The organism is Bacillus sp. FCW2, from assembly GCF_021228595.1.
Classification (GTDB): domain Bacteria; phylum Bacillota; class Bacilli; order Bacillales; family Bacillaceae; genus Bacillus; species Bacillus velezensis.
The window spans coordinates 1,783,188-1,798,170 of the sequence record NZ_CP089436.1; the positions used below are offsets into that span (position 1 = coordinate 1,783,188).

Annotated in this window: 1 protein-coding gene; it reads right to left on the minus strand. The window is 50.3% G+C overall.

What is annotated here, in order from left to right:
- Position 1: 1 nt before the first annotated feature.
- Entirely contained in the window at positions 2–14,950 is a 14,949-nt protein-coding gene (locus K3G25_RS09190; protein WP_232489696.1) for a non-ribosomal peptide synthetase, read from the minus strand.
- Between the last annotated feature and the right edge of the window lie 33 nt (positions 14,951–14,983).

Consider the following 14,983-nt stretch of genomic DNA (forward strand, 5'->3'; position numbering starts at 1 on the left):
GTTAAACCTCCACTTCATAGGTATCCCAGATGTTTGCCGCAGCTTTTTCGTTCGTTTCTTCTTTGCTGTCCGGCGAAATCAGCCGCTTATTTAATGCAGGCGGTGTTAAAGGATGGCGCTTGATTGGGCGCCCTTCGTCTTCCTGCCACCCTTCCACAATAACGTGGGCGTTTGTTCCGCCGTCGGCAAAGCAGTTAATTCCTGCCGCCGGTATTGGTGACGGCCAGTCTGCCAGAGTGCGGCTGAACTGAATATTGGCCTTTTCTCTATCAAAATGTGTATTTTCATGCTCGCCTGATAAAAACGGGATAAAGCTCTTTTCTTTCAGCATGAGAACAACTTTTATGAAACTTGCAATTCCTTCCGCGCAAAGCGGGTGCCCGATGTTCGGTTTCACAGATCCGATTCCGAGCGGGCCGGCGTCTTTTGAACGGTAGACGGATTGAATGGCCTTCAGTTCTAACAGATCCGTCACGACCGTGCCTGAACCGTTCGCTTCAATATGAGTAATGTCTTCCGGCTGTTTTCCGCTTTTTTCAAGAGCCGTCTTCATGACGGATTTTTGCGCTTCCAGACTCGGCGTAGCCGGGCCTGCCGTTCTTCCGTCATTATTGACGGATGCCGCCTTCACTACGGCATAAATAGAATCTCCGTCTTCAATCGCCTGAGACACGGTTTTTAAAAGAACCATTCCGACACCCTCGCCCAGCACGACTCCATCGGCGCGTTCGTCAAATACATGGAACGACTGCGCTTTACTTAATATGCCGCGCTGTTCAAATAATTTATGGGTTTCTTCTGATTCAAATAGGCTCACGCCGCCGACGACGGCCGCTTTTATTTCTCCTGTTACAAGAGCCTGCACGGCCATATTCATGCCGACTAAAGCAGAAGAACAAGCCGTATCGAGGACAACACTCGGGCCGCGCATATCAAAATATTGAGAGAGATTTGCGGCCAAATAATTCTGGCCCAGCGCGACGATCGGGTTTTTCGCATCCAGCAGTTTCTCTTCACCCGGTTTGTGACGGCTGCGTCCGCCGAGATACACACCTATTGCTTCTCCCTTTATCTCATCCGGCGTATAGCCAGCGTGATACCACAGGTTAAGGCATTCTTCCAGAGCGGCCAAAGCTTGAGGGTCCATTGCCTTTACATCTTCTTCAGCCAGTAAAAAGAAGTCCGGATCAAATTGATGAATTCCATCAAGCATTCCCGCGTAATAAGGCGTCTTCAAACCCCATCGCTCAGCCGGAACAGGACCGATAGCCGAACGGCCTTCAGCCAAAAGCGACCAGTACGCCTCTAAAGAAGCCGCCCCCGGAAACCGGCAGGACATGCCGACGACCGCGATATCTTCCCGGTGAATCTGTTTTCCGGCCGGCTCTTCTTGCACCTTAACGGCTTGTGTTTCAATCACCGGCTCAGCCGGCTTCTTCATAACAGGCTCCGCCGCCAAATCAAACCGTTCTGACAAAACTTCTGTATATCCTTCGAGAAGCCAATTTGCGAAAGATTGAATCGTCGGATATTCATACAGAATGGACGGGTCAAGCGATGCCGAGAGATTCCGATTGATCCGCTGCAGAAGCTGAGCAAGAATAATGGAATCCACTCCGTAATCTTGGAATAATACGTCTGTCTCAAGCTGGTCCTGATCAATCCGCAGCTCTTCAGAAAATAATTCTTTCAGCCATTCTTCTGTTTTCCTTGTTAATTGAGCGTTATCTGCGGCAGTGTCAGCGTTTTTTTCCGCCGGTTTTACCATAGCCGGACTTATTGGCTGATCCTGCCTGCTCCGCCGCAGGAATCGCTCCGGCTTCCACAGCTCAGGATTCAGAACGGCCGGCAGCACCGGGCCCCTTGCTGATTCAAGAAGTATGCCATCAAGGAGCTGTAATCCTTCTGCATTCGTGATGCTGTATAGCCCGCTCTCTTTATAAGCTTTGTTTGTTACTTCGCCCATTCCGGTTTCTTTCCAGTTCGGCCACTGAATGCTTACGATCGGCAGCTGCTCTTTGTATGAGTTTGCAAAATAGTCCATATACGCATTGGCCATGGCATAGTCGGCCTGTCCTGCCGAAAGCGCCGGTATCGCAGCTGACACGGAAGAGAACAAGACGAAAAACTTCAGCGGCTCTTCGCTGAGCACACTGTATAACGCCTGAAGCCCGTCTACTTTCGGCTCGAGCACGCGCTGTATGTCTTCATCGGTTTTTCTGATGAATGCGAGCGTCTCTTTATCGGTCACACCCGCGCAGTGAATCACGCCGCCGATAGGTCCGAGCGTCTGTTTTATCTGACTCAGTTCCTGTCTCAGCCCGGCTTCATCAGCTAACGGGACTGACAATACCTTCACTTGTACACCTTTGGATTCCAAGTCGAGAACAGCTTCAATTTTCGCTTTTACAGAAGCCGTCACCCCATTCAGTCCGCCCGTCCACTCACTTCGCGGCGGAAGGGTCTCACGGCCTGTGAGCACCAGTTTTTTCACTCCGTAATGTTCGGCAAAATGGCGTGCGCATAAAAGGCCGATCCCCCTCGTACCCCCGGTGATCAGAAGCACATGGTTGTCCGGAAAATCAATTCTTTCACCTTTCATATCCATGTTTTCTGAGCCGCTTAATACAGCACGGTAACGCAAGCCGTCCCTCCTGCAAACTTCCGCGTCATCAGTACGGGCATGAAACTCATCGGCAATCTGCTTCGCCAGTTTGTCATCAGAAAGCCCTCCTTCAAGGTCGAGATGCCTTGAAGACAGATGACCGTACTCGCACGCCAGCATTCTGTACAGACCGGCCCGTTTTGCTCCTGTTGTTTGATTGGCTTCTTTATTTAATGACTCAAGGTCTTTCGTGACACAAAGCAGTGTCATCCCTTCTTTATGCCCATGCTCAATCAATTGCTGAAGCCATTTGATACCGGCCATGTCTTGAGAATCTTCTTTCGCTGCGCCGAGGAGGTCGATGACTCCGCCAAACGCCTGCCAGTCATATTCACCGGCAAGGTCTGATCCTGTGATGATACGGTGATTCGGCATATGCGCTGCGATCTCTTCTGCGAGATTGACCGTGTCCCCGCCTGTCAAAATCGCAACGGTACGTGCACACGGTTCACCCAGTTCGAGCGGGCTCGGTTCCCATTGTTTCGTCAGAATACGTTTCATCCGTTCCTCTGTATGGACCTTCTTTTTGTCAGGATTCTCAGGCACCCAATACGTGTCTTTTGCGAACGGATAAGACGGAAGACTGAGTAAACGCGGCGTACCCTTTTCATACAGCCGGTTCCAATTCAATACGCCGCCTTTCACCCATACCTCTGCCAGCTTGGCGAATTTGCCTTTTTTAATCCAGGCGTCAATGACGATGTCCATATCTTCATCTGCCGTGAACAAGGCAAACGTATCTTTATTGCGGTGAGACTGGCCGGTATACAGCCCGGCGATGTTTTTCTCATTTTTCGTAAATGCTTCCAGCTTTGTTTCCAATTCCGCCATCGTCGCTGCAAGAATGGCCAAGCGCTCTTCCATTTCGTCCCTTCCGGTTTGCAGCGTATAAGCGACGCCCGCCAAGTCTTGATCTGTATACGGCGTTTGACGGATCGCTTTTTGCAGCTGCTGCGCCTGTTCAAACAATTTTTCTTTTGATTTGGCGGACAAAAGGATGATTGCCGGATTTTCCGGACTGTGCTCAGGCTGAGCGGCTGCTTTCGGGACATACTCTTCAATGACGATATGGGCGTTGACCCCGCCGATGCCAAATGAGCTGACCCCGGCCCGGCGCGGAATGGCATTTCCGTTTCTATCTTTTGCTGCCGTCCATTCCTGATTTTCCCGCACGATGTAGAAAGGACTGTCATCGAGCTGAATGTACGGATTGATCGTCTCGCAATGCAGGCTTTTCACCAGCGTTTTGTGCTTCATTTGCAAAAGCACTTTCATGACGCCTGATACTCCCGCGGCAAGCTCTAAATGGCCGATATTGCTTTTGACCGAACCGATGCCGCAACGGTGACCGAAGACTTCAGGCTCTTGATTTGTTTTCGCCAGCTCGTGAAACGCCGCTTTCAAACCGTTTATTTCAATCGGGTCGCCCAATTCCGTTCCTGTACCGTGCGCTTCAATATAAGTGACGGTGCTCGGGTCCACTCCCGCTTTCCGGTATGCTTTCACCAATAAATCAGCCTGCAGTTTCGGATTCGGCGAGGTTAACGTATTCGCCCGGCCGCCGTGGTTTTCAGCCGTACCGCGGATCACGCCGTAAATCGGATTGCCGTCACGTTCTGCATCTGTCAGTTTCTTCAGCATCAGAATTCCCGCGCCTTCTCCTCTGACATACCCGTTGGCATCTTTGGAGAAGGTTTTGCATTTTCCGTCTTTGCTGAGCATGCCTGCTTTGCTGTAGCTGATATGCGCTTCTTCCGTCAGAATCGTGTTGATTCCTCCGGCAATCGCCATGTCGCATTCTCCATTTTCTATAGCGGATACCGCCCGGTGAATCGCCACAAGCGAGCTTGAACATGCCGTTTCAATCGGCTCGCTCGGCCCGTGAAGATTTAACAAATAGCTCAAACGGTTCGGACCTATGGAAGGAATCATGCTGCCTGTCGCCGCATGTCCTTCCGGCGCAAGACCTGCCCTTGTGAACAAATCTTTATAACCGGTATTTCCGGTGCCGATAAAGACGCCCGTATTTGTGCCGGAAAGGCTTTCCGGCTTACAGCCCGCATCTTCTATCGCCCGCCATGCATAAGTCAATAACAGCCGCTGCTGCGGATCTAAATATTGGGCTTCCCGCGGTGAAATCCCAAAGAACAGCGGATCAAATTCAGCTATTCCGTCGATAAAGCCGCCCCACTTGATATTCGTTTTGTTCCCTTCAAGATTCGGGTCGCCATCAAACGCTTGCCAATCCCAGCGTTCTTTCGGAATGGTTGTGATCGAATCCTTTCCTTCTTTCAAATTGCGCCAAAATTCCTCTATATCCTTCGCGCCCGGGAATCGGCCGCTGATTCCGACAATCGCAACCGTATCCAAGCGGCGCGGCTCTTGTGTCCCTGCCGCAGCGTTCATTACCGTTGCGAAGCGCTTTTTCCGCTGCATTTTCGGTTTTTGGGCTTTTGGCTGCTCTTTTTTCGGAGACTCTTTCTTCTTTTCGCCGAAACGGCCCGGATGCTCTTTTGCCAAATATCCGGCGAGACCGCTGATCGTTCCGTACTCAAAGAAAATCGTCGGTGCCAGCTCCAGCTGATACGCTTCATTTAATTGATTCGTAAAGACGGTAAACGATACGGAATCAAAACCGTATTCACTCAATTCCGTATCTGTCTCAATGTCCTCACGGTCAACTTTTAAAATGCCGCTTACCATGGCTGTCAAAGCGGTGTGAAGCGTTTGAAGAGATTCTTCTGCATCGTGTTTTTCTTCCGGCTGAGAAGGAAGGCCGGCTTCTGCCTCATCCGTCAAATACTCTGCTAAACTGCGGATCGTCCCGTGTTCGAAGAAGATCGTCGGCGCCAGTTCCAGCTGATACGCTTCATTTAATTGATTCGTAAAGACGGTAAAGGATACCGAATCAAAACCGTATTCACTCAGTTCCGTATCAATATCAATCTCGTCTTGGCCGACTTTTAAAATTGAACTGGCCAATCGGATAAGCGCACCGTGCCATTTGTCTCCCGAAACGGCGGATACAGGCTCTATTTTTTCCACCTGCGGCTTTTCAGTTTCAGAAACATATAGGAACGACTGTTTTAATTTTGCTGCGTGTCCTTCGGCTGCTAAAAGCTGCGGCTTTTCCTGAGCCATTCCTTCATAAAATGCAGCCAGGCCTGACGCCTTTTGAAGCGGAACCATGCCGAAAGCTTTTTTCATCATTCTCTCCGTCTCGTCTCCCGCCTGCATACCGCCATCTTTCCACAGCGTCCAGTTAAAGGCGACCGTTTTTCCGTGCCGAAGGCCATTCTCCGTAAGGGATTGCCTGTAAGCGGCGTATGCATCCATAAACGCGTTGCCGGCGGCATAATCAGCCTGCCCGACATTGCCGAGAACGCCGGAAACACTGGAGAACAATACGAAAAAGTCAAGATTGCAGTCTTTGCTGGCTTCATCTAAATAAGCGGTTCCGATCACTTTCGGATCAAGCACTTCCCTGAACTCTTCCTTCGTTTTTTGCAGCAGGAAGCGGTCTTGTATCACTCCCGCAGCGTGAATAATTCCGTTAAGCTTTCCGAAATCCGCCGTAATCTCTTTTATCAGCGCTTCATTTTCCCGCCGGTCTGCCGCATTCAGCTTTTTGTAGACGACATTTGCGCCCGAGTGCTGAAGCATAGCAAGCTCACGCTGTTTGGCTTCTGTCAGATTTGAGCGGCCGGTCAGAATGATTTTCGGGTGTTTAACGCGACCTGCGATTTCTTTTGCGAACATCAACCCCAGGCTTCCTGTCCCTCCGGTAATCAGATATACGCCTTCGTCCTTCCAGACGGTGCCGCCCCCTGCGGGATGCACTTCTTCCCAAGCCTTCACATACCGTTTGTCTCCTTTATAACGGATATGTTTATCATGCGGCCGATGACTGTCGTTTTTCAGTTTTTGAGCGACAGCCGGCATTTCACCGATTGATTCCATTTCGATGAGCTGACAGTCAAGTTTTCCGTATTCCAGCTCGGCTGTTTTTAACAAACCTGTTAACCCCGCAAACAATTGCTGGCTGCCGTCTGCTGAAATAACGGTCTGAATCAGAATGCGGCCCTGCCTTTTTTCGCTGATGATCCGCCGGATGTGTTCGGCGATTGTCTGCGCGTAGCTTTGGAAGCGTTCAGCGGCTGTTTCACCCTCACCTTCTGCAATCAGCAGTTCGGCGTCTTTCAGGCCGGATGCCGCTTCATCTTTTATACGGCAGGCATCTTCACAAAGTATGATCAAATGCTCATCAGCATGGACAGAGGCTTTCTCGGATGCGGCGGCTTCTTTCCAGACCGGTGCAAACAAGACCTTTTCCGAGCCTGATAGCCGCCGAGCCGATTCTGCATCGCCTTCTAGCACTCTCGTAGAAAATCCTCTCACCTTCACGCAAAGCGCTCCTGTTTCGTCGAACAGGTCAATGTCGGCTTTCTGCACGGAATCACCGGTTTGATATCCTTCGCTGAAGCGTGCATGCGCCCGCATAGTCGGCGTGCATGCTTTGACGACTTCAAGATATTCCAGCGCAAACGGCAGAATCAGTTTTTGTCCGGAAAACTCCTGCATAATGCAGATCGTCGCCGTCTGAATAGCCGAATCAATGATGCTCGGATGAAGCGTAAATTGTCCGTTCGTATGAGAAACAGAATCCGGAAGCTGTATGTCCGAAAGCACTTCTTTCTCGCCGATAAAGGCGGACTTAATGCCTTGGAAGGCTTTTCCGTGGAACATCCCCCTGCTCCGGCCTTCCCGATAAAAGGCCGCCGGATCAAGAATGTCCGCTGTGCATCTGTTTTGTATGGCAGAAAGGTCTCTCTCAGGCTCTCGTTCAGCCTTTATGATTTCGGCCCGTCCTTGGCTGTGCAGCACTTCTTCATCGTTAGCGTTTATGCTGTAAATGTCATATGAGATGATGCCGTCCTCTTCAGGGAACAGCGCAATATGGACCTGGCGCTCTTGTTCGTGAACGACGATCGGCTTCATCCAGACGGTATGATGGAGCGTTATTCTGTCTTGGTCTTTTAATAAGCCGCCAAGCGCCCGTTTTACCGCTTCATAAGACATTTCCAAATATGCCGCTCCCGGCAGCACAGCTTTTTCCCTGACCACATGATCCTTCAGGAAAAATTCTGAGCCTGTAAACCGTGAGCTGAACCGCTGAACGGCCAAATCTGACGTATTTTGCTGCACGAGCGGGTGTAAAACTGAGACTCCGGTGTGTGCGGCAGATGTGTTCTTTTCTGCTTTTTTCGGCCAGTACGGCTCCTTTGCAAACGGGTAGACCGGCACGCTGATTCGTTTCGGATGCTTGTCTTTGTAAAGCTTGTGCCAATTAATGGCGACACCTTTACTCCACATTTCACAGAGCTTCGATCCTTTTCCTTTCGCAAGCCATTTCTCAATGAGTTCAGCGCTGTCATCATCATCAGAAAGCCAGGCAATATCTTTCGCCTGCTGTTTTTCTCCCCTGAAGCAGCCTGTTACAGCCGGCTTATCATTGATAAAATCGGCAAGCTGGCGTTTCAGCTCCGCAGTGCCGCTTGTGATAAAGGCCGCGCGCTCTTCCATCGCTTCCCTTCCGACTTGGAACGTGTAGGCAAGATCAGCGAGGTCGGCGTCCGTTTTTCTTTCCAGAAAAGCCAGCAGCTGTTTTGCGTACTTCTTCAGACGATCTTTTTTTCTGGCAGACAACGGAATGATGAACGGACCGGCAGCGTCTGCTGCCTCAGATGCATCCGGATATTGTTCAAAAATCGCGTGTGTGTTTGTTCCGCCAAGACCGAAAGAGCTTAAAGCCATGCGGTGCGCTGTGTTCTCACGGGTTAACTCTTTCTTTTCTTCCGCTACGTAAAACGGAGAGTCTTCTAAATGAAGATTCGGGTTCGGCTCTTTGTAATTGATGCTCGGCGCGATTTCCTGATGATATAAGCTCATGACAACCTTGATGCAGCCCGCCATTCCGGCCGCTGTATCCAAATGCCCGAGATTTGTTTTGACTGAACCGATGCCGCAGTATTGTTTTTTATCTGTATATCGGCCGTACACCGATTGAAGTGCGGACAGTTCAATCGGATCGCCGAGTTTTGTTCCTGTGCCGTGAGCTTCGACGTACGCGATCGTTTCGGGATGGATGCCCGTCTGATCAATGACCTTCTGAATGACCTCAGCTTGTCCTTTGACGCTCGGCGCATAAAATCCGACCTTATCCGCTCCGTCGTTATTGACGCCGATTCCGCGCAGCAGCGCATAAATATGGTCGCCGTCCTTAACGGCATCAGACGCTTTTTTCAAGAGCACGGCGCCGGCTCCCTCACCGCCGATCATTCCGTCAGCATCCGTGTCAAACGCTTTAATATGCCCGTCGCTCGAAAAATTCAGCCCCGGCTGATGAACATACCCGGCGCTTGATTCCGTATGAAGGGTCGCACCGCCGACAAGGGCGTACTTGGCTTCGCCGGACTGCAGGCTTTGAAAAGCCGAATGCAGGCCGATTAACGAAGATGAGCAGTTGGCATGGACAAAATAGCTCGGCCCTTTCAACCCGAGTTTATGAGAAATCATCGTCGGAATCGTACCGCTTTGGGCAAGCACCCATGACACGTAGCCATCCGGCGTTTCCAGCTGTGCTGTCGTCTCCTCCGGCAGCAGGCTGCGGTAAGAGTTAGTGCTGGCAGACATATACACGCTTGTTTCCGGAATTTCTTTGGAGATATATCCCGCATCCTCGATTGCCTTCCATGAATGGAGCAAAAGCATTCTCAGCTGAGGGTCCATATATTCCGCATCTTTCGGTGAAAAGCCGAAGAAACCGGGATCAAACATTTCTTTCCCCTCTAAAACTGATTTAGCCGGAACGAAGCCGGGATGATCAGCCAGTTCTTCAGAAATACCGAATCGGCGGAGCTCTTCTTTTGAAAAGAAGGTGATGCTTTCTTTGCCTTCTTTGATGTTATTCCAAAATTCATAATGATCTTTCGCTCCCGGAAACTCACAGGATATACCGATAACCGCAAGGCTGTCCTCGTAATAATCGGGAAATTCTCCCGCTGGGTGTTCCCGGTCTTCTGTATTCACTTTCTTTTGCGGCACAGGAGCCAAAACGGCTTCTTTCGGTTTTTGTTCTATGATGTACCGGCTGATGTCTTTTACCGTCGCGTATTCAAACAGCTCCGTTACGCTGAATTCACAATCCAGTTCCTGCGTCATCCGGTCAGTGACAGTCACGGCAAGAAGCGAATCTCCCCCCGCATCAAAAAAGCGGTCATCAAGCTCTATATCTTTGCTTTTCAATACATCCTGCCAAATCGCCAGTACCGCCTGCTGGATATGAGATGATGAAAATGTTTGTGTGTCCGGCTGCTTTTCCGTCAGATCGCGCGCAGCAAGAAGCTTGCGGTCCACTTTTCCGTTCGGTGTGAGCGGAAGCTCTTCAAGACGGATAAAAGAAGCTGGCGTCATATAGGCCGGCAGCGCTTGTTTCAAATGATTGCGCAATTCCTTTGCAGACGGAAGCGGCTCTCCGTTTTTCAGAATATAAAACGCGCAAAGCTTTTCATTTCCGGAGTGATTGTTCACAACCACTACGCTTTCCTGTACGGCCGGATGGGCATTCAGCCGGCTCTCAATATCTCCGGGTTCAATCCGGTAGCCGCGGATTTTGACTTGGGTGTCCATCCGTCCCATGTATTCAATGCGGCCGCCGGGGAGAAAACGCGCCATATCGCCTGTTTTATAAAGCTTTGATCCCAGTTCGAGCCGGTGGCTGACGAAAACTTTATCTGTCAGCTCAGGCTTGTTGAAATACCCTCTTGCCAATCCGTCTCCCGCAATACAAAGTTCTCCCGGCACCCCTTCTAAAACAGGGTTGAGACCGGAATCCATAATATACACACGGGTATTGGCGATCGGGCGCCCGATCGTAAGCGCGCTCTCATTTTCCGTGATACGCTGCACCGCGGACCAGATTGTCGTCTCTGTCGGCCCGAACATATTCCAAGCCTCACTTTTCGTATCGAGAAACTGCTGCTTCAATTGTTCGCTGAGCGCCTCTCCGCCGCAAAGGATTTTCACTTTTTCTTCATTTGACCATCCGGAATGAAAAAGCATTTTCCATGTAAACGGCGTCGCCTGCATGATCGTCGGTTTGTACTCTTGAATCAGCTCTTTCAGCTTCCGTGCGTCTTTTGTGACTTCTGTCTTACAGATGTTGCACTCCGCTCCTTTGATTAAAGGAAGGTACAGCTCCAGTGCCGCGATGTCAAAGCAATATGTCGTGACGGCAAGCAGTTTGTCTTCGGACGAAAGCCCCGGTTCATGCGCCATCGAGATTAAGAAGTTGGTCAGCGCCCGGTGCGGAATCATGACACCTTTTGGTTTGCCCGTGCTGCCCGACGTGTAAATGACATACGCCAGATCGTCAGGTGTCACTAACCGCTTCAGCGACGTTCTTTCCGCGGCTGTACTTTCAATATGAGACCAATCGCGGTCAATGGCAGTTGTCTGCACGCCTCCCCAGTTCAAAGAGTGCTCTAAATCAGCTGTCGTCAGGCACATTGAAATCCTGCTGTCGGTGATCATATATTCCAATCTGTCAGCGGGATAAGAAGGATCAAGCGGCACATACGCTCCCCCGGCTTTTAAAATGCCGAGAAGGCCGACAGCCATATGCAATGAACGGTCTGTATAAATGCCGATGAGATCATCAGGGCCTGCACCGTGCGCCTGCAAATAGAGCGCCAGCTTCGTGCTTTTTTCATCAAGCTCACGGTACGTCAGCCTTTGCTGTTCATACACGACCGCACAAGCGTCCGGTGTTTCTGCCGCCTGACGTTCGAATAATTCATGGAAGCAGGCATCCGGATATTCACGGCTTGTCTCATTCCAAGTCTTAAGAATCATGTGCTCCTCTCTTTTTGTCATGAGAGAAACGTTCTCAAGCGGCATATCCGGATTCGCCGTCAAAGCTTCAGCAGCCTGTACAAATTGGCTAAAAAGCCTGGCCGCCCCTGCTTCGTCGAATAATTCGGTGCTGTATTTAATCGTAAGATCCATGCCTGATGCTGCTTCCCACATTTCAAAAACAAGATCATATTCCCCCTCCTGATGAATGTCTTTTACAAACTCACAGGAGAATTCCTTGTATTCATCAAGCATCGATTGATAGCTCGAATGCTGCAGAAAGTTCTGATAGAAAAAGGTATTGCTGAAAACAGGCGAACCGTTCTGCCGGGGTTTCGCATGCACATCACGCACCATTTTCGGAAACGGATAAAATGAGTGATCCAGTCCGTCCAGAACGGCATCCTGCACCTTTTGAACAAAGTCAGCAAATGTTTCTTTTCGTCCGGCTCTGTTCCGTATGGGAAGCATGTTGAGGAAATGGCCGACCACTCCGTCAAAGCGTTCTTCGGGTCTGACCATTGCAGGCATGCCTGTCACAATATCTTCCTTATCCGTATATTTGCTTAAAAGCACCATGTAACAGCTCAGCATGACGGTAGACAAATGAATCGAACGGGATGCGGCAAACGCCGTTATATTATTCAGCAGCCGTTCGGGAAGACGGCGTGTCAGCGTATCTTCTGTAAACTCCGGAACACTGCTGTCCGTGCGCATCGGCGGAAGCTGAAGGTCAGGCAGATCGCCCCCGAGCTGTTTCATCCAGTAAGCGCGGGCAGCTTTGCTTTCTTCCCCCGCTAAATACCGCTTTTCCCAAGCCGCGAAATCGGGATGAATGCCGGGAACGGCGGCCGTAAACTCTTCTTTTCCCTCCAGCAGCGCCTGATAATGATCCAGCAGACTGTGAATAAATGTAATGGATGAAATGCCGTCAAACACGATGTGGTGAATGACCGTCAAAAGATAATGTTCCGCGGCGGATTTTGAAAGCAGCTGCACGCGCAGCAAAGGCCCGCCTTCTTTGACAAACGGCTCTTTCACTTTTTTCCGTATCAGAGCGGATATTTGTGATTCATTGACGTCAGAAATATCTTCTTCCGAGAATACAAAAGGATTTGCCGCTTCTATGAAATAAAACCCGCCGTCTGTTTCATTCACCGCGCTTTTGAGCATCGGATGCTGCTTTAATACGAACTGAAACGCCTGTTTCAGTTTCTCTTTGTCGATTCCGGATGTGAATCGGAAACAGAGCGGGACATGGTATGCAGTCGTTTCAGGCGACATTTTCTGCAATGTCCACAGCCCTTTTTGGACTTCTGAAAGCGCTGGCGCCATTTGCCGTCTCTCCCGTTCTGCCGGCGGTTCGGCTTTTTGGGGATGATGCTCCGCTGACATGTTTGCCGCTTTTTCTGCAGTATAAGCCGCTAAAGCGCCAATCGTCGGGTTTTTGTGCAGCTCTCTTGCCGTCAGCCGGATGTGATACGTTTTTTCAATTGATCTGGCGAGTTTCATCATCTTGATGGAATTGACGCCAAGACTTTGAAACGGCGTATTTGGATCAACGAGCTCATCTGCGATGGAAAGTTCCTCTTTCAGAAAACGGATAAAATCCCGTTCAATATCTTTCTCTGCAGAAGCCGTGTCTGAATTGCCGCCTTCTTGCCTGCTATTATGTAATGAATCAAATTGCCCTTGTTCGAATGAATGTTTCAGCTGAGTGCGCTGGATTTTCCCGATCGCCGTCTTAGGAATGTCTTCTTTTGCGACCGGAAGCAGATAATCAGGGGTAACGCCGATTCTCTGTGTCACGTGCTGGTGAATGTGATGAAGAAGCTTCGTCATGCGGTTCTCATCCAACGGAACAGATGTCACAAAGAAAATCGCCAGCTCATCTGTCGTGCTTTGATTCGGCCGGACGGCGCATGCCGCTGTATAAGATGTTTCAATTTCCGGCAATTCCTCAACGGCTGATTCAATGGCGTGGCTGTAATAATTAACACCGTTGATAATGATGGCATCTTTCGTGCGCCCCGTTATCGTCAGGCGGCCTTCACGCAGAAATCCGAGATCTCCCGTTTCAAACCAGCCGTCTTCTGTAAAGACACTGTCATTTAAGTCCGGGCGCTCATAATATCCGCTCGTTACAGTCAGACCGGACACTTGGAAGCGGCCGATTTCTCCTTCCTCCACCACTTGATTGCGGTCATCCGTAATTCTCATATTAAATCCCGGGATCGGCAGACCGATCTCGACGAAACGATCGTCGTCACTCGTGTTTTCCAATGTAAACTCATCTGAGAAAATAACGCCCGAAGACGTTTCGGACATTCCCCATGCGGGACGGATGGCATTAGCCGGCAGACCGTGCGGCTCTAAAAGCTCCATAATTCTGCGTCCGACTTTCGCAACCGCGGCCTCCCCGCCGTTCAGCATGTAACGCATGGAAGATAAGTCCCATTTCCGCGTTTGAATCTCTTCTGCAAAATCGGCAAGCAGTCCGAAGGCAAAATTGGGGGCCCACGTGACCGAAGCGCGGTAATGATCAATCAGGTCGAGCCATTTTAAAGGGTCCATCAAAATGGATTCGCTCGGTATGTTGATTTCCTCACATCCGAGATAAACATCACGCAGATGAAGCATTCCGATGCCGCCGACGTGGTCAAAAGGCATCCAGTTAAACGTGACATCCTCACTTGTATAGCCCTGCATCTGAATATTTCCTTTGACCATGCAGACGATGTTTTCATGGCTGAGCATCACGGCTTTCGGCGTGCCCGTGCTTCCCGAGGTCAAAAGCAGCATCGCTAAATCTTCCGGACGGGGATGATGACAGTCCGTGTCCATTTCATGCGCACTGAGATCTTCTGCCGCCAAAGCGCAAAACCCGGAAAGCTCCTGCTCCTTCGCCCATTCAGTCATCTCCGGCAGCACGTCACGGCTTGTGATGACATACGGCTGATTCAACAGCATCCAGGCGTCTTTCAGTTTTTGCGTCCCGCTGTTCATTTCTGTATAAGCCGGAGCGGCCGCAAGCGGAACCGGGATCGCTCCTAAAAAAACACAGCCCCAAAAAGCAGGAATCAGCTGGGAATTGTCACTGAGCTGTAATATGACTTCATCCTGAGCCTTCACTCCTGATTGGCGGAGCCCTTTCACAATCGAAAGAGCGATCTTTTTCAGGCCGCTGTAAGTCTGGTACACTTTGGTGCCGTCAGGCTGTATATATGTGATGCCCTTTTGATCTCCCGCTGCCGCGGCGGTTTTGTGCAGGACTTCAGGAATCGTCATCGGCTGATCCGCTGAAAGCCGCAATGATTTTCCATAGCTGACAGATGGCTTGAGTAACCCGCTTGCCTTCATATCACTTTTCATAGAGCTGCCTCCATTTCATCTGTATGTAAGATG